This window comes from Desulfovibrio sp. X2 (genome assembly GCF_000422205.1).
In the GTDB taxonomy this organism is placed as follows: domain Bacteria; phylum Desulfobacterota; class Desulfovibrionia; order Desulfovibrionales; family Desulfovibrionaceae; genus Alkalidesulfovibrio.
The window spans coordinates 21403-46992 of the sequence record NZ_ATHV01000063.1; the positions used below are offsets into that span (position 1 = coordinate 21403).

23 protein-coding genes are annotated in these 25590 nt (G+C 68.2%); 17 read left to right on the forward strand and 6 right to left on the reverse strand.

Translation table 11 applies throughout. The annotated features are described in order from the left end of the window. The first annotated feature begins 1 nt into the window (after window position 1). Complete coding sequence (locus tag DSX2_RS13775) at window positions 2-1564, forward strand: efflux transporter outer membrane subunit (RefSeq protein ID WP_020881592.1); 1563 nt, start codon at window positions 2-4, stop codon at window positions 1562-1564. A gap of 211 nt (window positions 1565-1775) precedes the next feature. On the opposite strand, the gene DSX2_RS13780 is transcribed toward DSX2_RS13775, so the two are convergent. Next, window positions 1776-2114 (reverse strand): hypothetical protein, encoded by a 339-nt coding sequence (locus DSX2_RS13780; RefSeq protein WP_020881593.1) that lies wholly within the window; start codon window positions 2112-2114, stop codon window positions 1776-1778. A 327-nt stretch (window positions 2115-2441) separates the two neighbouring features. On the opposite strand from DSX2_RS13780, the gene DSX2_RS13785 reads away from it, so the two are divergent. After that, window positions 2442-3896, forward strand: coding sequence for an ATP-binding protein (locus DSX2_RS13785; protein ID WP_020881594.1), 1455 nt, complete (start codon window positions 2442-2444; stop codon window positions 3894-3896). A gap of 699 nt (window positions 3897-4595) precedes the next feature. Continuing rightward, window positions 4596-6002, forward strand: a complete 1407-nt coding sequence (locus DSX2_RS13790; RefSeq protein WP_020881595.1) for an L-serine ammonia-lyase — start codon at window positions 4596-4598, stop codon at window positions 6000-6002. A 13-nt stretch (window positions 6003-6015) separates the two neighbouring features. Here DSX2_RS13790 and DSX2_RS13795 read toward each other — a convergent pair whose 3' ends face one another. After that, window positions 6016-7311, reverse strand: coding sequence for a DUF401 family protein (locus tag DSX2_RS13795; protein ID WP_020881596.1), 1296 nt, complete (start codon window positions 7309-7311; stop codon window positions 6016-6018). A gap of 96 nt (window positions 7312-7407) precedes the next feature. Further along, window positions 7408-10158 (reverse strand): excinuclease ABC subunit UvrA, encoded by a 2751-nt coding sequence (gene uvrA / locus DSX2_RS13800; protein ID WP_020881597.1) that lies wholly within the window; start codon window positions 10156-10158, stop codon window positions 7408-7410. Between the two features lie 594 nt (window positions 10159-10752). On the opposite strand from uvrA, the gene DSX2_RS18395 reads away from it, so the two are divergent. Continuing rightward, a complete protein-coding gene (locus DSX2_RS18395; protein WP_020881598.1) occupies window positions 10753-11649 on the forward strand; it encodes a hypothetical protein in 897 nt (298 codons plus the stop codon). Continuing rightward, a complete protein-coding gene (locus DSX2_RS13805) occupies window positions 11649-13031 on the forward strand; it encodes a hypothetical protein (RefSeq protein ID WP_020881599.1) in 1383 nt (460 codons plus the stop codon). Before DSX2_RS18395 ends, DSX2_RS13805 begins: the two co-directional genes overlap by 1 nt. A gap of 225 nt (window positions 13032-13256) precedes the next feature. Here the strand turns inward: DSX2_RS13805 and DSX2_RS13810 are convergent, their stop codons facing one another. Beyond that, on the reverse strand, window positions 13257-13553 hold the full coding sequence (locus DSX2_RS13810; protein ID WP_020881600.1) for a metal-sensitive transcriptional regulator: 297 nt from the start codon (window positions 13551-13553) through the stop codon (window positions 13257-13259). Window positions 13554-13832: 279 nt separating this feature from the next. Here DSX2_RS13810 and DSX2_RS13815 point away from each other — a divergent pair, with 279 nt between their 5' ends. The 6 genes from DSX2_RS13815 to DSX2_RS13840 all read left to right on the forward strand — a co-directional run bounded on the left by DSX2_RS13815 (window position 13833) and on the right by DSX2_RS13840 (window position 20517). Further along, window positions 13833-14855: a mechanosensitive ion channel family protein gene (locus tag DSX2_RS13815; protein ID WP_020881601.1), complete on the forward strand. Its 1023-nt coding sequence runs from the start codon at window positions 13833-13835 to the stop codon at window positions 14853-14855. 108 nt (window positions 14856-14963) lie between these two features. Beyond that, the gene (locus tag DSX2_RS13820; protein WP_020881602.1) at window positions 14964-15755 is read left to right on the forward strand and encodes a DVU0298 family protein; all 792 of its coding nucleotides are present in this window, start codon (window positions 14964-14966) and stop codon (window positions 15753-15755) included. 418 nt (window positions 15756-16173) lie between these two features. After that, the gene (gene dsrA, locus DSX2_RS13825; RefSeq protein WP_020881603.1) at window positions 16174-17484 is read left to right on the forward strand and encodes a dissimilatory-type sulfite reductase subunit alpha; all 1311 of its coding nucleotides are present in this window, start codon (window positions 16174-16176) and stop codon (window positions 17482-17484) included. Between the two features lie 60 nt (window positions 17485-17544). After that, window positions 17545-18690, forward strand: coding sequence for a dissimilatory-type sulfite reductase subunit beta (gene dsrB, locus DSX2_RS13830; RefSeq protein ID WP_020881604.1), 1146 nt, complete (start codon window positions 17545-17547; stop codon window positions 18688-18690). A gap of 79 nt (window positions 18691-18769) precedes the next feature. Beyond that, window positions 18770-19000, forward strand: a complete 231-nt coding sequence (locus DSX2_RS13835) for a dissimilatory sulfite reductase D family protein (protein WP_152512967.1) — start codon at window positions 18770-18772, stop codon at window positions 18998-19000. 119 nt (window positions 19001-19119) lie between these two features. Next, window positions 19120-20517: a cobyrinate a,c-diamide synthase gene (locus DSX2_RS13840; RefSeq protein ID WP_020881606.1), complete on the forward strand. Its 1398-nt coding sequence runs from the start codon at window positions 19120-19122 to the stop codon at window positions 20515-20517. Between the two features lie 159 nt (window positions 20518-20676). On the opposite strand, the gene trxC is transcribed toward DSX2_RS13840, so the two are convergent. Then, window positions 20677-21108, reverse strand: a complete 432-nt coding sequence (gene trxC / locus DSX2_RS13845) for a thioredoxin TrxC (protein WP_020881607.1) — start codon at window positions 21106-21108, stop codon at window positions 20677-20679. Window positions 21109-21227: 119 nt separating this feature from the next. Beyond that, entirely contained in the window at window positions 21228-21785 is a 558-nt protein-coding gene (locus tag DSX2_RS18915) for a sugar O-acetyltransferase (RefSeq protein ID WP_020881608.1), read from the reverse strand. A 163-nt stretch (window positions 21786-21948) separates the two neighbouring features. On the opposite strand from DSX2_RS18915, the gene DSX2_RS13855 reads away from it, so the two are divergent. The 6 genes from DSX2_RS13855 to DSX2_RS13880 all read left to right on the forward strand — a co-directional run bounded on the left by DSX2_RS13855 (window position 21949) and on the right by DSX2_RS13880 (window position 25572). Continuing rightward, window positions 21949-22719 (forward strand): hypothetical protein, encoded by a 771-nt coding sequence (locus tag DSX2_RS13855; protein WP_020881609.1) that lies wholly within the window; start codon window positions 21949-21951, stop codon window positions 22717-22719. A gap of 92 nt (window positions 22720-22811) precedes the next feature. Continuing rightward, the gene (locus DSX2_RS13860; RefSeq protein ID WP_020881610.1) at window positions 22812-23198 is read left to right on the forward strand and encodes a helix-turn-helix transcriptional regulator; all 387 of its coding nucleotides are present in this window, start codon (window positions 22812-22814) and stop codon (window positions 23196-23198) included. Then, complete coding sequence (locus DSX2_RS13865; protein WP_020881611.1) at window positions 23195-24310, forward strand: permease; 1116 nt, start codon at window positions 23195-23197, stop codon at window positions 24308-24310. The genes DSX2_RS13860 and DSX2_RS13865 overlap by 4 nt, the downstream gene beginning before the upstream one ends. Window positions 24311-24373: 63 nt before the next feature. Continuing rightward, on the forward strand, window positions 24374-24622 hold the full coding sequence (locus tag DSX2_RS13870) for a thioredoxin family protein (RefSeq protein ID WP_020881612.1): 249 nt from the start codon (window positions 24374-24376) through the stop codon (window positions 24620-24622). Window positions 24623-24650: 28 nt separating this feature from the next. Next, entirely contained in the window at window positions 24651-25091 is a 441-nt protein-coding gene (locus DSX2_RS13875; protein WP_020881613.1) for a putative zinc-binding protein, read from the forward strand. A gap of 133 nt (window positions 25092-25224) precedes the next feature. Continuing rightward, window positions 25225-25572: a helix-turn-helix transcriptional regulator gene (locus DSX2_RS13880; RefSeq protein ID WP_035042671.1), complete on the forward strand. Its 348-nt coding sequence runs from the start codon at window positions 25225-25227 to the stop codon at window positions 25570-25572. The last annotated feature ends 18 nt before the right edge of the window (window positions 25573-25590 follow it).

Here is a 25590-nt window from a genome sequence, read left to right on the forward strand (position 1 = left end):
CATGCCCATCCGTCTCGATACCGTGCAGCGCGCGGTCCTCGCGTGCATCCTGATCCTGGCCGTGGCCGCCTTCACCTTCCTCATGTCCCTGCTCGGGGGCTGCGCCGCGGGCCCGGACTACGTGCGCCCTGCGGTGCAGACGCCCGCGGCCTACCGCGAGGCCGCAAAGAACGGCGGCAAGGACTGGAAGCAGGCCAGGCCCGCCGACCTCGGCGGCCGGGGCGACTGGTGGGCCTGCTACGACGATCCGACCCTCGATTCCCTGGTGGCGCGCGTGGCCGTCTCCAACCAGAACGTGCGCCAGGTGGAGGCCCGGTACCGCCAGGCCAAGGCCCTGGTGCGCGAGGCCCGGGCAAGCTACTTCCCCACCGTCACGGCGGACGGCTCGGCCACGCGCGGCAAGCAGAGCCCGGGCTCGGCCACGGCCACGACCTACGCCGTGAGCGGCGACGTCTCGTGGGAGCTCGATCTGTGGGGCGCCACGCGGCGCAGCGTGGAGTCCGAATCGGCAGGCGCCGAGGCGAGCGCGGCCGATCTGGCGGCCGAACTGTTGAGCATGCAGGCCGAACTGGTCACGGACTACTTCGCGCTGCGGACCATCGACCTCGAGCTGGACCTGTACAAGCGCACCGTAGCGGCCTACGAGCGCTCGCTGAGCATCACCCGCAACCAGTACAACGCGGGCATCGTCACGCGCTCGGACGTTGCCTCGGCCGAGACGCAGCTCAAGTCGGCCCAGGCCTCGGCCATCGACCTCGAGGTCGACCGCAGGCAGTACGAGCACGCCATCGCCGTGCTCATGGGCCAGCCCCCGGCGACGTTCTCGCTGCCTCCCCGCCTGGACGCCCTGCGCGTGCCGGACATCCCCGTCGGCGTGCCCTCCGAGCTGCTCGAGCGCAGGCCGGACATCGCCGCGGCCGAACGACGCGCCGCGGCCGCCAACGCGCAGATCGGCGTGGCCATGGCCGCCTTCTTCCCCACCCTGACCCTGTCCGCAGGCGGCGGCTACCAGAACGACGGCCTGGCCGACCTCCTGAGCGTGCCGAACCGCGTCTGGACGCTCGGGCCCGAGCTGGCCCTGACCCTGTTCGACGGGGGGCTGCGCGCGGCCAAGACGGACTACGCCCGGGCCGCCTACGACGAGACCGTGGCCGGCTACCGCCAGACCGTGCTGGACGGCTTCCGCGAGGTGGAGGACTACCTGGCCGCGCTCTCCGTGCTGGCCAGGGAGCAGGTCGTGCAGAACGAGGCCGTGTCCGCGGCGCGCGAGGCCGAGCGGCTGGCCCTGGACCAGTACAAGGCGGGCACTGTGGACTACGTGAGCGTGGTCAGCGCCCAGACCCAGGCCCTGTCGAGCGAGCTGACCTCGGTCGGCCTGCAGGGCAGGCGCATCGCGGCCAGCGTCTCGCTGATCGAGGCCCTGGGCGGCGGCTGGCGCGCGGGCGGGACAAAGGCCCCGACGGCGAACGCCGGAGGAAACGAGGCGGACGCCTCAGCCGGAAAAACGGCCAAAGATGCGGCCGTGGCTTCGCGCACGACGGCCGACGCCAAAACGGTCGAATGAAAGCCGCAGAAGGGGATTCCGTCCAGCTGCCGTTCCGTGGCTGCCGGACGTGATCGGGGGGATGTGCGCGCCGCGTCGTACGCGACACGCGAATCGGGCGAATGCGCGGTTCCGCCGCAGAGAGGCGGCGGCGTGAGCCGGCCGAAAACCGCGTTTTTCGGCGCAGCGATCCTCCGCCAAATACGGCTTTGCGTATTTGGCGGACGTCACGCTAGAGACGGACGTTCAGGCGGGACCAGATGTAGGCGGAGAGGTCCTCGCGGCTGACCATGCCGTCGCGGTCCGCGTCGATCTCGTCGAAGGCCAGGGCGAGCAGGGCCATGCCCTTGGCCGTGGCGCGCCTGGCCGCATCGCGCTCATCGTCCCCGGCCTCTCGGAGCAGGGACAGGGGCTTCAGCTCCGGCGCCTCGTCCGGCCGCTCCGCGACCTCCCGGCAGGCGGGCTCGCACGCCTCGGTCCTGGCCCTGAAGTTCGCCCCCTGCCTGCGCGGGCGCTTCTTGAAGAAGGCGTTGATCTCGTCCTGTGTCAGGCATACTTTTCCGTTGCTCATAAGGCTCCTTGTATGGCCCCCAGAACGGCCCTCCCGGGCTTTCCAGGGCGTGACGCGCCGGATGCGGACGCGGTTTCAGCGTATACACCATACAACAGGGGCCGCGGCCGCGTGTGTCCGAATGTTTCCCCGGCATTTCAGGACGCGAAGAAGTGTTACCATCGGTTGCAGTTTCGAACGCCGCAACATTCGGTTACAAACTCTCATTTTGCCTTTTTTCCCGCCCGTGTATGAGGGCTGCACGCACGGCGCGACGGGCGCACGGCGATTTTCCAGGCGCAGGACGTAGGCGAGACGCCCCGAACCCGCGCCGCAAGGGAGGAACCCATGGGACTGCCGCGCGGTCTCTATCCTAAATCGCTTTACGGCCAGCTGGTCCTGGTCCTTCTGGGCGGCATGGTCCTGCTGCAGATCATCACGGCCATGTATCTCATCGCCATACGCGGGCCGCACTTCCTGCGCGACGGGGCATATTCCGACGCCCTGAGCGCGGCGCGGGAGGTGAAGGTCCTGGACGCCCTGCCCGTGGGAGAGCGCGCGGACATGGCCGCCCGGTTGAGCGATCCCTCCATGAACGTGCGCATCGTGGCGGAGCGCCCCGTGCTCGAGCCGCTGCCGCGTGAGCAGGAGAGCGGCGGCGCGGCCCAGACCATGCGCGCCGCCCTCACGGGCATCTTCGGGACCGAGCGCGGTTTCCTGCTGCGCACCGGAGGCGTGGGCCACTACACGCAGGACCAGATATACGGCGCGGCCAACGCCGAGGACCACCATTTCGGCATGACCTTCCCCTTCTCCCTGGCCGTGCGCATGGACGACGGCTCCTGGGCCCTGTTCACGCGCCGCGTCCCGGTCGAGACCCCGGGGATCGGCATGCTCTTCCCCATGTTCATGGACATGTGGTGGCGCTTCGTGCTCATCCTGCTCCTCGTGCTGCTGGTCGTGCGCTGGGTCACGCGTCCCCTGCGCGTGCTGGCCCAGGCCGCTGACGAATTCGGCACCAACCTGGCGCACACCCCCCTGCCCGAGAAAGGCCCTACCGAGACGCGTCGCGCCATCCAGGCCTTCAACCGCATGCAGCGGCGCATCCGCCAGTTCGTGGAGGAGCGCAGCCGCATGCTGGCGGCCATCTCCCACGACCTGAAGACGCCGGTCACGCGGCTGCGCCTGCGCTGCGACCTCATCGAGCCCGCGGATCTGCAGAAGCGCTTCGTGGCCGACCTCGACGAGCTGCGCGACATGCTCTGCCTCTCGCTCGACTTCGTGCGCAGCATCGAACGCGGCGAGGAAGAGGTGGAGGTGGACCTGAACTCGCTCCTGGAAAGCCTGCGCGACGACTACGCCGAGATCGGCCAGAGCGTGGAGTGCGCGGGCGAAGCCCTGGAGCCCCTGCCCGCGCGGCCCGCAGGACTCAAGCGCTGCCTGACGAACCTCCTGGACAACGCCGTGCGCTACGGCGGCGCGGCGAGCGTTGAGATCGAGGACCAGGGCGACAACGTGACCATCGCCATCCGCGACCGTGGCCCCGGCATCCCGGAGAAGAGCCTTCCCCGCGTCTTCGAGCCCTTCTTCCGTGTGGAGGGCTCGCGCAGCCCACGCACCGGCGGTCACGGTCTGGGCCTCAGCATCGCGCGCAACATCGCCTTGCAGCACGGCGGCGACATCCGCCTGCGCAACCTGCCTGAAGGAGGCCTGGAAGCCCTTTTGAGTCTGCCGCGCCGCAGGATCGAAGGCACGGCAAAGCCTGAGGCGCGTCTGTGCCACGCAGGTCAGGGGATCGGCTAGGGAGAATGCCTCCGGCGGCCAGGGAGGGGGCTGCGCGCCCCCTCCCTGGACCCTCCCGGCGCGAGGCTCGGCCTCGACCGCCTTCGCACACTGCACGCCCGGCCCAAAAAACACGGGCCGCCCGGGCGTGGAGGCTCGAGGGAGACCGCGAAGACCAATCCTTCCCCGGACCGGAAAACGACGGAGCCCGGACCTCCTCAAGCAAGGCCTCAGGCCGCCCAAAACGAGCCGGATGCAAGGCGCAAGGAAAGTCCGAGCCCGACGCGTATTCCACATACGCGAGGGTTCGGACTTTCCGCAGCAACGCGGCAGACGGCACGTTTTCAGCGGCCCGAAGCAGAAAACGGGAAGATCACCGGCCTGCTCGGATCAAAAAGCCAGGCAGCTCAAAACGCGTCGGATGCAAGGCGCAAGGAAAGCTCAAGCCCGACGCGTATTCCCGATACGCGAGGGTTCGGACTTTCCGCGGCAACGCGGCAGACGGCACGTTTTCAGCCGCCCGAAGCAGAAAACGGGAAGATCACCGACCTTCTCGGATCAAAAAGCCAGGCCGCTCGAAACGCGTCGGATGCAAGGCGCAAGGAAAGTCCGAGCCCGACGCGTATTCCACATACGCGAGGGTTCGGACTTTCCGCGGCAACGCAGCAGACGGCACGTTTTCAGCGGCCTGGCCTTCCCTTCGCGAGAGGGACAGGCTAGATGGGCGCCATGCGCACAATCCGCACCTCCATCTTCGAGCTGTTCAAGGTAGGGCCCGGGCCGTCCAGCTCGCACACCATGGGCCCCATGCGCGCCGCGGGCATGTTCCTCGCGGCCTGCAGGCGGCTCCCCCCCGAGACCCAGGCCCGCGCCGCGCGCCTTGCGGTGCGCCTGTACGGCTCGCTCGCGGCCACGGGCCGGGGCCACGCCACGGACCGCGCCGTGGCCGCCGGGCTGCTCGGCCACGAACCGGCCACCTGCCCGCCGGACCTGCTCTCGCGCCTGGACATGACGCCCGGGGTGCTCCACGCCGTGGAACTCGGCGAGGGCCGGGCCGCGCTCGACCCCGCGGACATCGTCTTCGACGAGCTGGCGCCCGTGCCGGGCATGCTGCAGGTCGGCCAGGACACGGGCGGGCTGCCGGGCCATCCGAACACCCTCGAGTTCGTCCTGCGCGACGCGAACGGCGCGGAGCTGCTGCTGCGCCGCTATGCCTCGCCGGGCGGCGGATTCGTGGACGACGGCAGCGAGAGCGCGCAGGAGCTCGGCGAGGTGCCCTATCCCTATGACAGCATGGCCGAGCTGCGCGCCGCCTGCGACCTGGCCGGGCTGCCCCTGCACGAGGTGCTGCTGCGCAACGAGGAGGCCCTGACCGGAGCCACGCGGGCCGAGATCGACAAGAAGCTCACCAGGATCATGGAGGTCATGCTCGACTGCGTGCAGCGCGGGCTGCAGGCCGAGGGGCCGCTTCCCGGGCCCATCGGCCTGTGGCGCAAGGCGCGCGGCATCATGGCCCGCTCGCGCAAGCGCCGCCACCAGGCGGAGAAGTTCCTGCTCACCCTTTCGGCCTGCGCCCTGGCCGCGGCCGAGGAGAACGCCGCGGGCCACGTGGTGGTCACCGCGCCCACGGCCGGGGCCGCGGGCGTGCTGCCCGCCGTGCTCTACGTCTGCAAGGAGATAAAGGGGCTGCCGCGCGCCGCGCTGCGCCAGGGGATGCTGGCAGCCGCGGCCGTGGGCCTCCTGGCCCGGCACGAGGCCTCCATCTCCGGCGCCGAGGTCGGCTGCCAGGGCGAGGTGGGGGTGGCCTCGGCCATGGCCGCGGCCATGGCGGCCCAGGCCCACGGCCTGCCGCTCCAGGCCGTGGAGAACGCCGCGGAGTCGGCCCTCGAGCACCATCTCGGCCTGGTCTGCGACCCCATCGGCGGCTTCGTGCAGATCCCCTGCATCGAGCGCAACTCCATGGGCGCGGTCAAGGCCTACAACGCCTTCCTCCTGGCCACGGCCGTGCCCACGGGCCACCACGTGGTCGGGCTCGACCGCGCGCTCCTGGCCATGCTGCACATCGGCCGCGACATGTCGCCCGACTACCGCGAGACCGCGCGCGGCGGCCTGGCCCGGCAGGCCTGAGGCGGCCCGGGGACTAGGCCAGCCAGGTTCGCAGCACGAAGAAGTAGGCCACGGCGAAGGCGAGGAAGATGGCGCTCGGCCGGAGGATGGACTTCCAGCCCCGCTCGAGCCCCACGCCGAAGTAGTCGCAGGTCATGAGCAGGCAGGCGTGCAGCGGCGAGGCCAGCACGCCCGTGTAGCCCGCCATGAGCCCGAAGACCACGTAGGCCGTCCTGACGCCGGGCGAGACGTGCATGTGCTCGAGAAGTCCCAGCAGCAGCGGGAAGGTCGTGCCCACGAAGGCCATGCTGATGCCGCAGATGAGCCCCACGAGGAGCGGCAGGACCAGGGTCACCACGAAGAGCGCGGCGTCACCCGAGGCCGCCTGGCTCAGCTGCGTGACCACGCCGCCCGCCTCCACCACCTGCTTGAAGATGAAGATGGTCAGCACCAGCCAGACCATGCCCGCCACGCGGCGCTGGAAGACCGTGCGCAGCACGCGCGCCGGGCTCCAGCCGTTCTGCGCCGCGACCACCGCGATGGACAGCACCAGCGCCAGGATGAAGCCCGACTGGTCCGGCAGCCCCGGCACCACGCTGTCCAGGGTCTGGTCCAGGACCAGGGCGCCCACGAGCGCAGTGAGGATGGGCAGGCTCTCGCGCAGGGCCTTGCCGAACTCCCTGGGGCCGGTCTGGCCGCGCCCGGCCGAGGGCGGCAGGGGCAGGACCCCGGGCCTGAGGTAGAACAGCCAGCCGAGCGTCAGGCTCATGACCAGGCTCGGCCAGGTCAGGGCGACGAGTTCCGCGATGGTCATGCCGGTGAGGGCCGAGGCCAGGATGAGCACGGGATAGAGCGGCCAGGTCAGCTCCCAGATGTGGCGGAACCAGTAGTTGAGCATGGCCTGGCGCGTGGCGTCCACGGGCAGCTCCCCGGCCGCGCTGCGCACCATGGGCGCGGAGAAGAGCGCGCCGCCCGGCATGGGCAAAAGCCCGATGAGCGCGGGGAAGAAGATGAGCCGCAGGCGGTGGCTGCGCATGAGCGTGCTCGTGGCGCGCATCAGCCGCTCGCCCTGGCCGCTCTGCTCCAGGATGTCCGAGAGCACCAGGATGAGGCCCACGATCACGGCCAGCGACATGAGCTCCTGCTCCCACAGGGCGGAGAGGGCCGCGCGGCCCCAGGAGACGGGGCCGAGGCCGAAGAGCAGGGCGAGCACGAAGCTGCCGCCGAGGATGCAGGTCGGCAGGGCGATCCTCTTGCGGATCGCCACGAGCATGACCACGAAGGCCAGGGCGACCTTGGCGAGAGGCACGGCGACGTTCAGGAAATCCATGGATCCCTCCGGGGGCATGCATGCATACGCCCATCCCCCCGGCCCCGCAAGACGACCTGAACGCGGTTCACCGCCTGCGGCCCGGCCCGCTGCGGGCTAAATCTTCAGGAACTTCCCGGTCACGCTCTTCGGATCGTCGGCGATCTGCTCCGGCGTGCCCTGGCTGATGATGCGCCCGCCGGACTCGCCGCCGCCCGGGCCGAGGTCCACGACCCAGTCCGCACAGGCCACCACGTCGAGGTTGTGCTCGATGACCACCACGCTCGCCCCCTTGTCCACCAGACGGTGCAGGACCTGAATGAGCTTGCCCACCTCGTGCATGTGCAGCCCGGTGGTCGGCTCGTCCAGCACGTAGAGCGTGCCGGGCAGGGAGCGCTTGCCGAGCTCGCGGCTGATCTTGATGCGCTGCGCCTCGCCGCCCGAGAGCGTGGTCGCGGGCTGGCCCAGGTGCAGGTAGTCGAGCCCCACCTCGTCCAGGACCTCCAGGCGGCGCTTCAGCACGGGGTAGGCCGAGAAGAAGTCCAGGGCCTGGCGCACGGTCAGGTCCAGGACCTCGGAGATGTTCAGGTCCTTGTAGTGCACGTCGAGCGTCTCGGTGGTGTAGCGCTTGCCCTTGCACACCGGGCAGGTGACGTAGACGTCGGGCAGGAAGTGCATCTCCACGCGGATCTGGCCGTCGCCCTTGCAGTGCTCGCAGCGGCCGCCGGGCACGTTGAAGCTGAAGCGGCCCGGCTTGTAGCCGCGCTGCTTGGCCTCCTTGGTGGCCGCAAAGATGTTCCTGATCTCGTCGAAGACCTTGGTGTAGGTGGCCGGGTTGGAGCGCGGCGTGCGGCCGATGGGCGTCTGGTCGATGGCCACGATCTTCTCGATGGCGGCGAGGTTGTCGATGCCCCTGATCTGGCCGGGCTGGTCCACCTTGATGCCCTGAGCCAGGGCCACGTGCTTGTAGAGGGTGTCGATGACCAGCGAGCTCTTGCCCGAGCCCGAGACGCCGGTGACCACGGTCAGGCAGCCGAGCGGGACGTCGCAGTCCACGCCCTTCAGGTTGTTCGTGGTCACGCCGCGCAGGGTCAGGTGGCCGCGGGGCTCGCGGCGCTTCTCCGGCCGCTCGATGGTCATGTCGCCGCGCAGGTAGCGCGCGGTCAGGGTGTCGGCCTCCTTGAGCAGGGTGTGCACGTCGCCCTGAAACACGATCTCCCCGCCCTTGAGCCCGGAGCCGGGCCCGAGCTCGATGACGTTGTCCGCGGCCAGGATGGTCTCCTCGTCGTGCTCCACCACGAGCACGGTGTTGCCCCGGGTCTGCAGGCTTCTGAGCGTGCCCAGCAGCCGCTCGTTGTCGCGCGGGTGGAGGCCTATGGAGGGCTCGTCCAGCACGTAGGTCACGCCCACGAGGCCAGAGCCGAGCTGCCCGGCCAGGCGGATGCGCTGCGCCTCGCCGCCCGAGAGGGTGGACATCTCGCGCGCAAGGCTCAGGTAGTCGAGCCCCACGTTGACCAGGAAGCCCAGGCGGTGGGTCAGCTCCTTTAAGAGCGGCTCGGCGATGATCATCTCGCGCGCGTCGAAAGAGAGGCCCTTCAGCCATTCCAGGGCGCGCACGATGGGCATGGAGGTGAAGCCGAAGATGCTCTTGTCGGCCACGCGCACGGCCAGCGACTCGGGTTTCAGGCGCGCCCCGCGGCAGGCCGGGCAGGGCGCGGACTGGCGGTAGCGGGCCAGCTCGTCGCGCCAGATCTGGCCGAGCGCCATGCCCTGCTCGAGCGTGCCGACCACGCCTTCCCAGGACTCGGCCTCGTCGCCGTGGAACAGGGCGTGCCAGGCCGTCTCCGAGAAGTCGGCCAGCGGGGTGTCCATGGTGAAGCCGTGGCGCGCGCCCAGGCGCACCAGGGGCGCGGCGTAGCGGGTGACGCCCTTCTTCCAGGGCAGCACGGCCCCCTCGTTCAGGGACAGCCCGCGGTTGGGCGCGATGAGGGCGGGCTCGAAATACTCGATGCTGCCCAGGCCCGAGCACTGCGGGCAGGCGCCCTGGGGGCTGTTGAAGGAGAAGAGCTGCGGGGTGAGCTTGGGCAGGCTCACGCGGCACTCGGGGCAGACCGAGAGGGTGCTCATGAGGTGCTCGGGCCCCTCCCCTTCTCCGCCCACCTCGGCCACGATGAGGCGCTCCTCGCCCCACTTCAGGGCCAGCTCCACGGAGTCGGCCAGGCGGCTGCGCACGTCGGAGCGCACCACCAGGCGGTCGACCACCAGCTCCAGATTGTGCTTCTTCTTCTTGTCGAGCTCCGGGGCCTCCTCCAGGAGGTGGACCTTGCCGTTCACGCGCACGCGGGCGAAGCCCTCCTTGCGCAGCTTGGCGAAGAGGTCCTTGAAGGTGCCCTTCTTGTTCTCGGCCAGCGGCGCGAGGAGCAAGAAGCGCGTGCCCTGGGGCATGGCCAGGATGTTGTCCACGATCTCGTCGATGGTCTGCGAGCGGATGGGCCGGTCGCACTGCGGGCAGTGGAACTGGCCGAGCCGGGCGTAGAAGACGCGCAGGAAGTCGTAGATCTCGGTCACCGTGCCCACGGTGGAGCGGGGGTTGCGGCCCGTGGTCTGCTGCTCGAGCGAGATGGCGGGCGAGAGCCCCTCGATCTTGTCCACCAGCGGCTTGTCGAGCTGGGGCAGGAACTGGCGGGCGTAGGCCGAGAGGGACTCCACGTAGCGGCGCTGCCCCTCGGCGTAGACGATGTCGAAGGCCAGGGTGGACTTGCCCGACCCGGACGGACCGCAGACGACCACGAGCTGGTCGCGCGGGATGTCGAGGTCCAGGTTCTTCAGGTTGTGCTGTCTGGCGCCTTCGATGTGGATGACGGACATGCTTCCTCCAGCGGCTAAATGCCGCAGTCCGGGAAGGTAACACCGAACTGGTGAATGGCAAGCGGGGGAGGAGGAAAAGACCGGACTGCGCCGCGCCGGAGGTCGCCCGGGCCGCCGCCGTTCCCGCGGCGCGCGGGAAATCCGCCGTCCCGCCTCCGCCCCGCGACGCCATTCGGCCTGCGCGTATCGCCTCTCATACGGAGTGGGTCTGTCGGCGATGAACTTGTCGCCCGCCAGATTCTCTTGCAACACGCTGAAGGCAAGGCCTATCTGTCGAAAAAATGAACTCCGGGCCATGATGGCACAATGATTTCACAAGCTACTGAAATACTGCATCTTCATCTTCCCGGTCGACGTGCGCCGAACTCCGTCAACCGCCCTGAGCCGCCCGGACGCCATGCGGATGCGCCCGGACCCGCCCGGGGGATTTTTCGGGTGTAGAATGCCCGTGCGTCCGGTTCGGCGTCCGGGCGCTGAAGCTGTCGCATGGGTGCATTTCTATATGTTTCCACGTAGGAGAAACGCAGTGCCCGTCAGCACGATGGCCCTGCCCCTGCCGAATGACGAAACCGCACGACGAGACGAGGAACGCCCATGATCCGCGACCGCATCTCCCCCTTCCCGCGCCTCCCCAGCCTGCTTCTCTTCAGCCTGCTTCTCCTGGCCGGGCTGCTCGCGGCCCTTCCCGTCGGGTCCGCCCGTGCCGGGTCCCTGGATTGGATGCCCGCCGACGACGCGGTCGGCTTCTGGGGCGCCAGGCTGCCCATCCCCGAGGATGCCTCGGGTCTTTGGATGGGATCGTTCTATACGAATCAGAACGGTGATTTCATCATTGATTACAGATTCACATCGGGAAAGGTATACCATTACATATTTTTCAATCTGACAAAAGGGACTATTGATAGAGAATGGGAAGGACGGACAGAAGAAGAAAAGACACTAGCAAACTCAACTGCCGACGAATATTCCGAACGTTCTGGAAAACTCAAGCGGTATCGAGAAAAATTTGATATGAAATATACCACGATACATCTTGTCTCCGGATCGACAAACAGCACTCCACTTGAATTCGGCATTCAGTACTCGAGCAACAATGAAGAACGCTCTGAGGCAATTATATGGACGTCAAAACGGACGCATATGTTTTCATGCTACGGATATCACGGTTGGACAGATGGGCTTCCTTGTAATGGAAGAATACATTCAATGTCACTTTTAATGCCCATCGGAGAGGCCGTTCTTCCCGACAAAACAATTTTAAAGATGTCTGGCAATGCTTCTTTCGTCATCCGATTCAAAGAAGATATGTCATCTCCGTACATCGCCAGCAACCCAGAACTGGTCCGACTACCGTTCAAGGAGGCCTATGGATTGTACATCAAAACAGCTCAACGCTTGCGTGCTCAAAAACCAGCCAACCTCCTGGAAGCGGTGGACGCCATTGTCACGCCCTACTTTCAGGACAAGCTGAAAAGCAAGGAGAATAAGTGATGGCGGACATGATGGAGGACAGGGAGTTGCGAATTCTCGCTGCTGTGCATCAGGCCGAACTCGGCGCTGGTGCCACGCCGTATGCTGCGTCCTTCGCCAAAAAAGGCAAGAGCGGCCTGAGCTTCGGAAACAATCAACATGATGTGGCAAATAATCCTATTGCTGCGGTGGAATTCAGCAAGACGTTGAAGAACGCGTGTCTTCCCGACGGGGCACAGATCCTCTCTTCGGAAGAACAGAATAAGACCCTCGCCCTCGCCTCCCGCCCCGGCATCACGGCCCGGGACTTCGAGCGCGAAGCGCCCGGGTTGCTGGACAAGGTGAACCAGGCCCTGGACAGCGATGCCGGACGATCCATGGTGGACCAGCTCGACGCCGGGCGCGACAAGGTGCTGGACGGCTACCGGCGGCAGATCGAGGAGGCGGCGAGGCGTAATCCGGCCGGACCGGGCGTGTTCGATCCCAGCAGTCCGGACTATCCCCAGGCCATGGCCATGGCCGTGCAATGGGGCAACCGCACGAATGGCGTGGACACGATCGCCAAGTGGGCTGCAGGCGAAACCGTGGACTTGGCCACCTCGACCGACAGGCCGGAGAAGGCCACGTCCGATGGCGCGCCGAGCCTGCAGGGCCTCGGCGACTACTTCGCCAAGACCATGTACTTCCGCGACAAGGCCTCGGGCGAACTCCCCATCTGGACCCAGAACCACCAGCGCATCGCCGAGGAAGCGAAGAGCGCTCCGATCCCAGAGAGCGCGGAGCCGGGACGCGGGAGTCTCCGGGAGACGAGCGGACAGGACGCGGGACAGGATGCGGGACAGCTTGGGGAGGGCGCGGCTTTGGACCGCACCGGGGCTTTTTTGCGCCTAAAAAGTTCTATAATATCGAATATTGTAGAAAATGAATCGACCCCCACACGCTTTCTGCCCTCCGCCGGACAGAACGCCGGGCAGGGCGGACCGGCAGCAAACTGGCGCGAGCCGGAGCGCTCCGCGGCCATGCCGCGGCAATGGAGTCCCTTGGCCTCTCCCGGCGTGCGCGAGGGCGGTCCCGGCGAGGCGGATCGGGCAGCCGCGAAAAGGCAGCTGCCTCCGGGGTACGTGGCGGCCTTTCCGGAACGCGGCGAGGACGACGCGCGCCCGGCCTTCCGCACCCCGCCCCTGCGCGCTCCCGGCATCACGGCCCCGGAAGACGCACAGGCCATGAGCACGCTCGACTTCATCGCGCAGAGCTTCCGCCGCGCGGCCGAGGGCGTGCCGGAGACGGCGCGGCCCCGGCGGCCCGCCGGGTCCGCGCCTTCCATCTCCGGAGAGCCGACCACCGCACAATACCTCTGGGACCTCTTCAATCCCAAGGCCATCGCGCGCCGGATCATGCCCTAGCCTCTGCCCAGCCCCGGCGGGTCGGCCCGGCGACGACCCGCCCGCGGCGAGAGATTCCGGGACGGCGGAAGGAAGACAGGGGAGATGGAGAAAGAGAAGCGGCGCAGAGGCAGACGAGCGATCAGGACCGGGCGAACGCCTGCCGAAGGGGCCGTCGCAGGAGCCGCGGAGGGGCCGCGGGGAATTCCGGGAAAGCCGACCGGCCCCGCGGCCGCGCCGCCCGGCCTACCCGTCGAGGAAGTTGGTCAGGAGCTGGATGGTCTTCTCCATCTTGCGCTGCGCCTCGGCCGGGTCCGGGTGCTCCTGCATCTTCTGGTAGCAGGCGGTGACGTAGCGCTTGAGCATCAGCGCGGTGGTCGACTTGAGGGCGGAGCGCACGGCGCGGACCTGGATGAGGATGTCCTCGCACTCCTTGCCCTCCTGGACCATGTTCTGGATGCCGCGGATCTGCCCCTCGACCTTGCGCAGGCGGGAGAGGACGTTCTTCTGGAGCTCGTCGATCCCGGTGGTGTCGTGCGTCATCGCCTGTCCTCCGCATGCGGTCGGGTTTCGCCCTTTTCGCCGCATTTCGCCATGCGGGGGCGGCCTGCCCGCGCGCGGGAAGGTCCCGCCGCGCGTGGTGCTGCATCGTGAAGGATACCCCGGTTCCCCTCCGCTGTGAAGCCCCCTGCGGCAAATGCGCGGGCAACCCCCCTCCCTGCCGGTCCCGGCAGCCTCTTCCCCGGCCGCATTCCGGGAAGGAAGCCGCGCTCTTGCGGACGCCCTTGCCCACGGCCTGCCAAATGCGCTAGCCTAACAGCCATGAACGCCCTCGACGCAAAAACCATCGAGACCCTGACGCAGGACGCCGTGCGCTGGCTGGACAAGCTGGGCACCTGGGCCCTGGGCACCGGACTTCGCGTCCTGCTCGTGCTCCTCCTGGTCTGGATCACCCTGAAGATCGGCCGCCGGGTCCTCGAGGCCCTCTTCGCCCGCATCTCCCGTCACCAGGACGTGGAGTACGCCAAGCGCATAGACACCCTGCACTCCATCACCGCCTTCAGCTTCAAGGCCGGGCTCCTGGCCATCGGCGGCTTCGTGATCCTGGGACAGCTCGGCATCAACCTGGGGCCGATCCTGGCCGCGGCCGGAATCCTCGGCCTGGCCGTGGGCTTCGGCGCCCAGACCCTGGTGCAGGACGTGATCTCCGGCTTCTTCCTGCTGGTCGAGGACCAGGTGCGCGTGGGCGACGTGATCCAGGTCGGCGACAAGGGCGGGCTCGTGGAGAGCATCACCCTGCGCCTCATCGTGCTGCGCGACCTGGCCGGCAACGTGCACTACATCAGGAACGGCAAGGTCGACATCGTGACCAACATGACCAAGGACTACTCCCGCTACGTCTTCGACATCGGCGTGGCCTACAAGGAGGACGTGGACCGGGTCATCGAGGTGGTCAAGGGCATCGACGAGGAGATGCGCGAGGACCCGCAGTACAAGTTCCTCATCCTCGAGCCGCTGGAGGTCCTGGGGCTCGACCGCTTCGACGACTCGGCCGTGGTCGTCCGGGCGCGCACCAAGACCCTGCCCATCCAGCAGTGGACCGTGGCGCGCGAGTTCAACAGGCGGATGAAGAAGCGCTTCGACGAGCTGGGCATCGACATCCCCTTCCCCCACCGCACCCTCTACTTCGGCGACGGGCAGGCCGAGCGGCTGCGCCCCCCGGCCAAGGGACAGGCGGCCAAGCCCGAGGACGCGCGGGACACGGAGCAGGGCCCCGTGCGCATGCCGGACCCCGCGCCCTCGGCGGACCCGCACGACGACTCCACGGACAACCTGCCCGGCTAGCCCGCGCCGCAGGGGCCCCCGACGGGGCAAAGGACCGCGCCCGGCCGACGCCGCGCAGCCGCCCCGGCCGGACGCCGACGACAGCCCAACACCAGCCAGGAGGCAGCCATGCGCCTGCGCGAACTGCGCCCCCACCTGCTCGACCTGCTGCGCGGCCCCGGCTGGCGGCAGGGCCTTTCCGGCGTGCTCGCCATGCCCGCCAAGGCGCTCTCCGGCGCCCTCTTCTCGCTCATCCTGCACGAGGACGAGCTCGTGCGCTTCCGCGCGGCCGAGGCCTTCGGCGTGGTCCTGGCCGACCTCGCCGGGCGGGACATGGAGGGGGCGCGCGTGGTCATGCGCGGCATGCTCTGGCGCATGAACGAGGAGTCCGGCGGCATCGGCTGGGGCGTGCCCGAGGCCATGGCCTGCGCCATGGCCGAGAGCCCGGCCCTGGCCCGCGAGTACCACGCCATCCTCCTCTCCTACATCCACAAGCACCACGGGGTCTGCCACGGCATCTTCGTGGACAACCCCACGCTCCGCCGCGGCGTGCTCTGGGGGATCGCCCGGCTGGCCGAGGCGCGGCCCGGGCTGGCCGTGAAGGCCGTGCCCGACCTCCTGGAGGTGCTCGACCCCGGGCAGGCGCTGGAGGGACGCGAGGGCACGCCCGAGTCGCCCGAGTGCCACGACGCGTTCTCGCGCGGCCTGGCCTGCCTGGCCCTGGCGCGGCTGGCCGCGGCCGGGACGGCGCTTCCCGGACGGGCCATGACGAGCGTCGCCGCGTGGCGCGGGGACGCTGCGGAATTGACCGTTTACCAGGACGACGGCCTGCGCCGGACCACCGCCGGAGAGCTCGCCGCCGAGGCCCTGGCCCGCATGGAGGAGACCATGGGGGAGAAGGCTTCCGCCCCCAGATTTTGATTGAATTTCAGGCCGGTCTTGGGGTATCGATCGAAGACGATAGCGGATGATGGGATGGGGAATCGCATCTGTCCGGTCGGGAACAAGCCTTCGGGCAAACTTCCCGGGCCGGTCCCAGCGAGGAGCCCGGGAGGACCGGAGGCGGCGGTACGCCTGCCCCAATTCATCCCGCGCAAACCTTTGTCTACAGGCTTTTCGATTGACAAACGAGGTCCTTGTTCTCTAGCTGAAAATGGATCGTGAAGTTTGAGACATGCAACGGGCCTGACTGCCGGATCGCCCCAGCGTTTTTTTCCTGCACCCTGCGGATTGCCGACACGGCGGCGCGCCACGCCGCCGTGCCGGGTTCACATACGGCGAGAGTGGCTTATGACAGGGACAAACGCCCTTAACTCTTGAACGACGGAGGTAATGGACAATGGCGAAACATCAAACCCCGATGCTCGACGAGCTGACCAAGGGGCCGTGGCCGAGCTTCGTTGACGACGTCAAGGCCGAGGCGGCACGGCGCGCGGAGAACAAGGACGGCATCGAGTTCCAGATCCCCGCGGACGTCTGCGAGGACCTGCTCGGCGTCCTCGAGCTGTCCTACAAGGACAAGGAAACCCACTGGAAGCACGGCGGCATCGTGGGCGTCTTCGGGTACGGCGGCGGCGTCATCGGCCGTTATTCCGACGTCCCCAAGCAGTACCCGGGCATCGCCCACTTCCACACCGTCCGCGTGGCCCAGCCCGGCGGCAAGTTCTACACCACCGAGCACCTGCGCGCCCTGATGGACATCTGGGACCTGCGCGGCTCCGGCCTGACCAACATGCACGGCTCCACCGGCGACATCGTGTTTCTCGGCACCTTCACCGAGCAGCTCGAGGAGATCTTCTACGACATCACCCACAAGCTGAACAACGACCTGGGCGGCTCGGGCTCCAACCTGCGCACCCCGGCCGACTGCATGGGCATGTCCCGCTGCGAGTACGCCTGCTACGACACGATGGCCCTGTGCTACGCGCTGACGCAGGAGTACCAGGACGAGCTGCACCGTCCCGCCTTCCCGTACAAGTTCAAGTTCAAGTTCGACGGCTGCCCGAACGGCTGCGTGGCCGCCCTCGCCCGTTCCGACCTGTCCTTCGTCGGCACCTGGAAGGGCCCCATCCGCATCGACCAGAAGGCCGTGGCCGGCTACGTCGGCGGTGAGCTGAAGCCCAACGCCGGCGCCCACGCCAGCCGCGACTGGGGCAAGTTCGACATCCAGAAGGAAGTCATCGACCTGTGCCCGACCAAGTGCATGAGCTACGACGGCAAGACCCTGTCGATCGACGACAAGGAATGCTACCGCTGCATGCACTGCATCAACACCATGCCCGCCGCCCTGCGTGTCGGCGAGGAGAAGGGTGTTGCCATCCTGGCCGGCGCCAAGGCGCCCATCCTGGACGGCGCGCAGATGTCTTCCCTGCTCGTGCCCTTCATGAAGGTCGAAGAGCCCTTCGACGAGGTCAAGGAGCTGGTCGAGAACATCTGGGAGTGGTGGATGGAGGAAGGCAAGAACCGCGAGCGCCTGGGCGAGACCCTGAAGCGCCTCGGCTTCCAGAAGATCCTCGAGGTCACCGGCGTGCAGGCCGATGCCCGTCACGTCCAGCATCCGCGCGAGAACCCCTACATCTTCTGGAAGGAAGACGAGGTCGGTGGCTGGAAGCGCGACATCCAGGAATACCGCAAGCGTCACGCGCGCTAGGCGGCTCCTCGGTACGGCTGAACCCTACAGACAACGCCAGAAATCAAGGGAGGACACCCCATGGCTTTTATCTCTTCGGGATACAATCCGGACAAACCGATGGAAGGTCGCATCAGCGACATCGGCCCGCGCCACTACACCGACTTCCTGCCCCCCGTCATCAAGAAGAACTACGGCAAGTGGCTCTACCATGAGATCCTCGAGCCCGGCGTCCTGATGCACAAGGCCGAGTCCGGCGACGAGGTCTACACCGTCCGCGTCGGCACCGCCCGCCTCATGTCCGTCGGCCTCATCCGCGAAGTCTGCGACATCGCCGACAAGCACTGCGGCGGCTACGTCCGCTGGACGACCCGCAACAACATCGAGTTCATGGTGGACAGCAAGGACAAGGTCGCCCCGCTGAAGGCCGACCTCTCCGGCCGCAAGTTCACCGGCGGCTCCCTCAAGTTCCCCATCGGCGGCACCGGCGCCTCCGTGCCGAACATCGTCCACACCCAGGGCTGGGTCCACTGCCACACGCCCGCCACCGACGCCTCCGGCCCGGTGAAGGTGATCATGGACGAGCTGTTCGAGGAGTTCCAGACCATGGAGCTGCCCGCTTCCCTGCGTCTGGCCGTGGCCTGCTGCCTGAACATGTGCGGCGCCTGCCACTGCTCCGACATCGCGGTCGTCGGCATCCACCGCAAGCCGCCCATCATCGACCACGAGGTTCTGGAGAACATCTGCGAGATCCCGCTCGCCGTCTCCGCCTGCCCCACGGCCGCCATCCGTCCCTCCAAGACCGAGTTCGAGGGTAAGGAAAAGAAGACCGTGGCCATCAAGGAAGACCGCTGCATGTTCTGCGGCAACTGCTACACCATGTGCGCCGCCCTGCCCCTCGCCGACGGCGAGAGCGACGGCTGCGCCATCATGGTCGGCGGCAAGGTCTCCAACCGCATCAGCAATCCCAAGTTCTCCAAGGTCGTCGTGGCGTACGTGCCCAACGAGCCCCCGCGCTGGCCGACCCTGGTGAAGACCATCCGTACCATCGTCGACGCCTACAAGAAGGGCGCCAACAAGTACGAGCGTCTGGGCGACTGGGCCGAGCGCATCGGCTGGGAGCGTTTCTTCGACGTCACCGGCCTCGAGTTCTCCCAGCACCTGATCGACGACTTCCGCGATCCGGCGTACTACACCTGGCGTCAGTCCACCAACTTCAAGTGGTAGACGCCTAGAGGTTTCACGAGGGGGCGCGGCACAGCGCCGCGCCCCCATAACTAAAAGGGGTTACGCCATGGCCATTGAGATGGAATCCGCAAAGAAGACTGTCGTCGAGTTCCTCGAGGGCAAAGCCAAGAGCAAGACCAAGTTCTACTTCAACGACTTCTGCGATCTCTTCCCGGACGAGAAGTCCCGCGAAGTGAAGAAGGTCCTGACCGAGCTCGTGAAGGAAGAGAAGCTGGTCTACTGGTCCAGCGGCTCGACCACCATGTACGGCCTGAAGGGCCTGGGCAAGCACGCCGAAGGCGAAGAGTAGCCCACCCCCAGCGACCGCCCGGCCGATCCCACGACCGTCCGAGCGGCCGTATTCGATTTCAGACGCCGGGCTCGTGGACGGCAACGTCCCGGGCCCGGCGTTCCTTTCGGCGAATCCACGTGCTGCACCTCCCCCGACTCGTCGTCTCCGGACTCTCCGGCGGCTCCGGCAAGACCATCGTCTCGCTCGGCCTCTCCCGGCTGCTCGCGCGCTCCGGCCTCCCGGTCTCGCCCTTCAAGAAGGGCCCGGACTACATAGACGCCGCCTGGCTCGCCCTGGCCGCGGGCACCCCCTGCGCCAACCTCGACACCTTCCTCATGGACGAGGAGACCGTGCGCGGCCTCTTCGCCCACCGCGCGACGCCGGACGGCGTCTCGGTCATCGAGGGCAACCGGGGGCTCTTCGACGGCGGCGACGCGCGCGGCACCTTCTCCACGGCCGAGCTGGCCAAGCTCCTGCGCGCCCCCGTGGTCCTGGTGCTGGACGCCACCAAGATGACCCGCACCGCGGCCGCCCTGCTGCACGGCTGCGCCACCTTCGATCCAAAGCTCCGTCCCGCGGGCGTGATCTGCAACCAGACGGCGGGCGAGCGCCACCGCGCCGTGCTGCGCGAGGCCATCGAGGCGAACACCGACGTGCCGGTGCTCGGCATGCTGCCCAAGCTTTCGAGAAATCCCATCCCCGAGCGCCACATGGGGCTGTGGTCCGACCAGGAGATGGACGGGGCCGCGGTCCTGGACCCGCTGGCCGACATCATCGCCGAGCACTGCGACGTTTCCGCCCTCACGCGCCTCGCGCGCTCCGCGGGCGGGCTGGCCGAGCCCACGCGGCCGCTCTTCCCCGAGGCCGAGCCGGGCGAACAGGTGACCATCGGCGTGGTGCGCGACGCGGCGTTGTGGTTCTACTATCCGGAGAACATCGAGGCGCTCGAGCGGGCCGGGGCGCGCATCGAGTTCCTGAGCGTCCTGACGCCGGACTTCTGGCCCGAGCTCGACGGCCTCTACCTTGGCGGCGGCTTCCCCGAGACCCAGGCCGCGGCCATCGCGGCCCGCGCCGACGTGCGCGAGCGCGTGCGCTCCCTCTCCGCGTCAGGCCTGCCCATCTACGCCGAGTGCGGCGGCTTCATGTACCTTGCGCGCGCCCTGGAATACGAAGGACGCCGCTACCCCATGGCCGGGGCCCTGCCCGCGGAGACCCGCGTCTGCACGCGGCCCAAGGGGCTCGGCTACGTGGAGGCCGAGGTGCTCTGCGAGACGCCCTACCACCCGAGGGGCGCGCGGCTCAGGGCCCACGAGTTCCACTACTCGCACTGCCACGCGCCCATCGAGGAAGCGAGCCTCTGCCTGCGCCTCTCGCGCGGCACGGGCATGGACCAGGGCCGCGACGGGCTCTTCGTGGGCAACACCTTCGCCGCCTACAGCCACATCCACGCCCTGGGCACGCCGCACTGGGCGCCTCGCTTCGTGGCCGCCGCGCGGGCGCACAGGCGCGCCCGGACAGGTGCAGCCGCGGGCTAGCCCTTCCCGCTTTCCCGGCCTCTCCCTCGTGTGACGTCCGCAAAATACGCAAAGCCGTATTTTGCGGAAGATCGCTGCGCCGAAAACGTGGTTTTCGGCTTGCTCACGTGTCGCGTACTACCACTGCGTAGCGTATCGACTTTTTTCATGGACGCGACACTAGCCGAGGCGCGAGCGCGCCCAGGAGGCGATCTGCTGCGCGGGCATGGCCCCGGAGACGCGGTCGCGCTCCTTGCCGCCCACGAAGAGGATCATGGTCGGGATGGACTGCACGCCGAAGGCCTGGCCGAGGCCGCGCTCGGCCTCGGTGTTGACCTTGGCCAGGCGCACGCCGGGCCCGAGCAGGCGGCCCGCCTCGGCGAAGGCCGGGGCCATGGACCGGCAGGGGCCGCACCAGGGCGCCCAGAAATCCACCAGCACGGGCAGGCCCGAGCGCCCCACCTGGCGCTCGAAGCTCGCCTCGGTCAGCTCCAGGGGATGGTCCGCGGCCAGCGGCGCGGCGCACTTGCCGCAGGTGGCCGTGGCCAGCCGGGCGGGATCGACGCGGTTGACCGCGCCGCAGGACGGACAGGGAACGTGGACGGGGTTCATGCGGGCTCCTTGCAATGGGGATTTTCCATGCTCCCCTTTTCGCACGGACAGGGCCGCCAGGCAAGGGTCTGCCGCGGGGACGGCCCGAAGCTCCGGCCTCGCCCTCCTGCAGTCGTCTCTCAGCCGCCGATCGGCCGGATGACCCGCGCCGGGTTTCCCCCGACGAGGGTATTCGCGGGAACGTCCTTGGTGACGACCGCCCCCGCCGCCACGACCGAGTTCTCGCCGACCGTCACCCCGCCGATGATCGTCGCTCCGGCCGCGATCCAGACATTTCTCCCGATGATGATGGGCCTTGCGACCACGGCGGCGCGCCGCTGAGAAGGTTCCAGGGGATGGCCGGTCGTGATGATGCTCACGTTCGGCCCGATCATCACGTCGTCGGCGATGTCGAGCCCGCCGAGGTCGTGGAAGGTGCAGTTCTGATTCACGAAGACGTTGCGCCCGACGCTGATGTCGACCCCACAGACGGTATAGAACGGAGGGATCAGCAAGAAGCTCTCGTCCACCACCTTCCCTATCAGGTCGCTGAACAAGGACCGGATCTCGTCCGCATCGTCGAACGTCAGACGGTTGAGAACGGCTGTGATGGCCGTGGCCCGTCTGACGTTCGCCAGCATGGCCGCCGATTCCGGCGTCTTCCTGTAGATCATCCTGGTGCCGTTCCCGTTCGGCATGCGCAATTTCCCCCGGCTTTCGGTCGAGCGTGTGTTTCGGCGCAGGCGAGCGGCACCGCAAGGCGTCGAGTCTAGCCGCTGCGCGGAAGGATTGGAATCCGGCCGGAACGGCAATCCCTCGGCCCATCGTCCGCCCCTGTTCCCCGCGCCGGGGAAGTGCGCTATGAGCCACTGCATGTCCGTCCTGCGCCGCATCCTTTCCGTCCTGTGGCTGCCGCTTCTGCTGCTGTGCGCGTCCGGCCGGGGCATGGCCGCGGACACCGGCGCGGCGCCTTCCGCCGCAGCGGCGCAGGCCGCTCCGCTGCTCGGCGAGGCCGAGCGCATGCTCTCCACGGCCACGTCCACCCGCTACGGCCACCACGCAAAGATCGACGAGGCCAGGGGCCGCTACGTGCTCGACTGCTCCTCGTTCATCGACCTGCTCCTGCGCCGCCGCATGCCCGAGGCCCTGGCCGAGATCCCCTTCGACAGCGGCCGCCACACCCGGCAGCGCGCCGGCGACTTCGAGCGCTTCTTCGCCGGACTGCCGGACGGCGGGGATACCTTCTGGCTGCCCGTGCGCCGCGTGCGTGACCTGCGCCCCGGCGACGTGGTGGCCTGGCAGCGCCTGGCGGACAGCAGGACGAAGAACAGCGGCCACGTGGTGCTCGTGCGCGCGGCCCCCCGCCCCTCCCCGAACCTCTCCGGCGAATGGCTGGTCGAGGTCATCGACTTCACCTCCGCCCCCCATGCCGCGGACACCAGGCCCGCCGGGGCGGACGGCCTGGGCGCGGGGCTGATCGGCCTGCTCGCCGCGCCGGACGGCAGCCCCACGGGCTTTCGCTGGAAGGGAGGCCAGGGCCGCGAGCGCCTGACCGCCGTGGCCATGGCCCGCCCCACGGGCCGCTTTGCCGTCCGCGCAGGCCGCCCGGCCGACTCCGCAGCCCAGCCGTAATCGACATCTTTGTCCTCGCTTCCCCTTTCCCTCTTGACGATCCCCTCATTCTTTCCTATTTTCCAAAACAGGAAATTAAGGAGCACGACATCATGCCCAGCGACATACTCGACAAGAACGTCCTGCGCGCCAGGGTCTTCAAGGCCCTGGGGCATCCCGTGCGCATGGCCCTGGTGGAGCTGCTGATGCAGGGGGAACGCTGCGTCTGCGAGCTGACCGAGGCCTGCGACGGCAACATGCCCGCAGTGTCCAAGCACCTCGCCGTGCTGCGCGAGGCGGGCGTGGTCACGAGCCGCCGCGAGGGCACGAACATCCACTACCGCCTGCGCATGCCCTGCGTGCGGCAGTTCATCATCTGCGTGGACACCCACCTGGGCGAGGAAGTGCGCGGCCTGGCCGAGCTTTTGGGCGCGGCCCCCGCCTGCGCCTGCCACGCGGCGGACGCGGCGACCGCGAAGAACGGAGGGGACGAGGCATGAAGCCGCTTGGGGAAGATTTCTGCGCCTGCGCCGCTCCGGGCGCACGGCCGAAGCCACAGGCCCCCGAGGCCGAGGCCGCCCCGAAGCCACGTCGCGGCCTGCCGCTCTCCTGGTGGCTGGCCGGGGCGGCCGCCGTGGCGCTCTGGTACGCGCTCTACTCGCAGCTCCTGCCCTTCTCCGAGTGGCTCACGTACGGCCTGCTCGGCCTTCCGCCGGACGGCCGCCTCGGCTCGGCCCTGCAGTTCTTCGCCTACGACACGCCCAAGGTGCTCATGCTCCTCGTGCTCATCGTCTTCTTCGTGGGCATCCTGCGCTCCTTCGTGACCGTGGAGTGGACGCGGCGCGTGCTGGCCGGACAGCGAGAGTCCGTGGGCAACGTCCTGGCCGCGCTGCTCGGCGTGGTCACGCCGTTCTGCTCCTGCTCGGCCGTGCCGCTGTTCATCGGCTTCGTCACGGCCGGGGTGCCGCTCGGCGTGACCTTCTCCTTCCTGGTCTCCGCGCCCATGGTCAACGAGATCGCCCTGGTCCTGCTCTACGGCCTGCTCGGCTGGCGCGTGGCGGCCCTCTATTTCGTCACCGGCATCGCCGTGGCCGTGGTCTCGGGCATGGTCATCGGCCGTCTGCGCATGGAGGGGCACATCGAGGACTGGGTGCACGCCATCCGCGCCGGGGCAGCCCCGGACCTGGGCCCGCTCTCCCTGCGCGACCGCGTGCGCTACGGCGCGGACGCGGTCCGGGAGATCGTCGGCCGGGTCTGGAAATACGTGATCATCGGCATCGCCGTGGGCGCGGCCATCCACGGCTACGTGCCCCAGGGCTACCTGGCCGGGATCATGGGCCGCTCGTCCTGGTGGGCCGTGCCCTTCTCCGTGCTGCTCGGCGTGCCCATGTACTCGAACGCCGCGGGCATCATCCCCGTGGTGGAGGCGCTGCTCGGCAAGGGGGCGGCGCTCGGCACGGTGCTGGCCTTCATGATGAGCGTCATCGCCCTGTCGTTCCCGGAGATGGTCATCCTGCGCAAGGTGCTGAAGCCGCGCCTCATCGCGGTCTTCATCGGCGTGGTCGCCGGCGGCATCCTGCTCGTGGGCTGGCTGTTCAACGCCATCATCTGAACCGGAGGGGATCCGCCGTGCGGGTCCCCCGACATATCAACCGCAACCACACGGAGGCTGCACATGAAGGTGGTACAGGTACTGGGTCCCGGCTGCGCCAAGTGCAAGGAGGCCGCGCGCGTGGCCGAGGCGGCCGCGGACGAGGCCGCCGCCAAGTTCGGGGTCGAGGCGCGCGTGGAGAAGGTCACGGACATGCAGAAGATCATGGAGCTCGGCGTCTTCTCCACCCCGGCCGTGGCCGTGGACGGCCAGGTCAAGGCCGTGGGCCGGGTGCCTTCGCAAAAGGACATCGTGGGCTGGCTCGAGGACTGAGAACCGAAAGGAAAGAGGAGAGACCGACATGGCCGACTGCTGCGCCAACGCATCCGCATCCATGACCCCCATGATCCTGGCCTGCGCCGGAGGCTCCAACGTGGGCCAGATGAGCAACCGGCTGGCCGTGGAGCTGACGAAAAGCGACTACGGCAAGCTGTTCTGCCTGGCCGGAATCGGCGCGGGGCTCCCGGGCTTCGTGCAGTCCGCCCGGGACACGGCCGCGCCCGGAGGACCGGGGATCATCGCCATAGACGGCTGCCCCGTGGCCTGCGTGAAGAAGGTGCTGGAGAACGCGGGCATCGTGCCCGCGCACTACGTGACCCTCACCGAGCTCGGCATGACCAAGGACAAGTGCCTCGACCTCGACGAGGACGAGGTCAACCGGCTCCTCACGACGCTCAAGACGCGCCTGGCCCTGGAGCGCAAGGCCGCGCGCGACGTGGGCTGCGGCTGCGGCTGCCGCTAGGAGCGGCGACAGGCACCGGCCGCCGGTTTTTTTCGGGCGGAACATCCCGTCCTGCAGCGTTTTCCAGCCGAGCCGCGGAAAATGTCATAGAATGGTAACCAATATATCCGGATATTCGGATATATTGATTGCCATGGAAAAAGCGGTCCAGCGACTCAAGGCTCTCGGCGAACCGACCCGCCTGCGCATGCTCGCGCTGCTCCGGCACGGCGAGCGGTGCGTCTGCGATCTCATGGCCGTGCTCGACATGCCCCAGTCCAGCGTGTCGCGCCACCTCTCCGTGCTGCGCAGCGCCGGCTGGGTAGCGGCGCGCAAGGGCGGCACCTGGACCTACTACAGTCTGCATCCCGAGGGCGAAGGGGCATGGGGGCCGTTTCTCGACTCCCTGCTCGACTGTCTGGCCTCCGAAGCCCAGGCCACGGAAGACCAGCGCGTCCTGGCCGAGTTCCTGAAAACCAAGGATCCGAATGCATGCGCCTGACCGGGCGCCTGCGCGACG

Coding starts and splice junctions, on each gene's coding strand:
- DSX2_RS13835 (WP_152512967.1), top strand. CDS start 18,770: ATGGAATCCGCAAAGAAGACTGTCGTCGAGTTCCTCGAGGGCAAAGCC.
- DSX2_RS13865 (WP_020881611.1), top strand. CDS start 23,195: ATGAAGCCGCTTGGGGAAGATTTCTGCGCCTGCGCCGCTCCGGGCGCA.
- DSX2_RS13815 (WP_020881601.1), top strand. CDS start 13,833: ATGAACGCCCTCGACGCAAAAACCATCGAGACCCTGACGCAGGACGCC.
- DSX2_RS13855 (WP_020881609.1), top strand. CDS start 21,949: ATGAGCCACTGCATGTCCGTCCTGCGCCGCATCCTTTCCGTCCTGTGG.
- DSX2_RS13880 (WP_035042671.1), top strand. CDS start 25,225: ATGGAAAAAGCGGTCCAGCGACTCAAGGCTCTCGGCGAACCGACCCGC.
- DSX2_RS13805 (WP_020881599.1), top strand. CDS start 11,649: ATGGCGGACATGATGGAGGACAGGGAGTTGCGAATTCTCGCTGCTGTG.
- DSX2_RS13860 (WP_020881610.1), top strand. CDS start 22,812: ATGCCCAGCGACATACTCGACAAGAACGTCCTGCGCGCCAGGGTCTTC.
- DSX2_RS13780 (WP_020881593.1), bottom strand. CDS start 2,114: ATGAGCAACGGAAAAGTATGCCTGACACAGGACGAGATCAACGCCTTC.
- dsrB (WP_020881604.1), top strand. CDS start 17,545: ATGGCTTTTATCTCTTCGGGATACAATCCGGACAAACCGATGGAAGGT.
- DSX2_RS13870 (WP_020881612.1), top strand. CDS start 24,374: ATGAAGGTGGTACAGGTACTGGGTCCCGGCTGCGCCAAGTGCAAGGAG.
- uvrA (WP_020881597.1), bottom strand. CDS start 10,158: ATGTCCGTCATCCACATCGAAGGCGCCAGACAGCACAACCTGAAGAAC.
- DSX2_RS13820 (WP_020881602.1), top strand. CDS start 14,964: ATGCGCCTGCGCGAACTGCGCCCCCACCTGCTCGACCTGCTGCGCGGC.
- dsrA (WP_020881603.1), top strand. CDS start 16,174: ATGGCGAAACATCAAACCCCGATGCTCGACGAGCTGACCAAGGGGCCG.
- DSX2_RS13810 (WP_020881600.1), bottom strand. CDS start 13,553: ATGACGCACGACACCACCGGGATCGACGAGCTCCAGAAGAACGTCCTC.
- DSX2_RS13790 (WP_020881595.1), top strand. CDS start 4,596: ATGGGCGCCATGCGCACAATCCGCACCTCCATCTTCGAGCTGTTCAAG.
- DSX2_RS13795 (WP_020881596.1), bottom strand. CDS start 7,311: ATGGATTTCCTGAACGTCGCCGTGCCTCTCGCCAAGGTCGCCCTGGCC.
- DSX2_RS18395 (WP_020881598.1), top strand. CDS start 10,753: ATGATCCGCGACCGCATCTCCCCCTTCCCGCGCCTCCCCAGCCTGCTT.
- DSX2_RS13775 (WP_020881592.1), top strand. CDS start 2: ATGCCCATCCGTCTCGATACCGTGCAGCGCGCGGTCCTCGCGTGCATC.
- trxC (WP_020881607.1), bottom strand. CDS start 21,108: ATGAACCCCGTCCACGTTCCCTGTCCGTCCTGCGGCGCGGTCAACCGC.
- DSX2_RS13785 (WP_020881594.1), top strand. CDS start 2,442: ATGGGACTGCCGCGCGGTCTCTATCCTAAATCGCTTTACGGCCAGCTG.
- DSX2_RS13875 (WP_020881613.1), top strand. CDS start 24,651: ATGGCCGACTGCTGCGCCAACGCATCCGCATCCATGACCCCCATGATC.
- DSX2_RS18915 (WP_020881608.1), bottom strand. CDS start 21,785: ATGCCGAACGGGAACGGCACCAGGATGATCTACAGGAAGACGCCGGAA.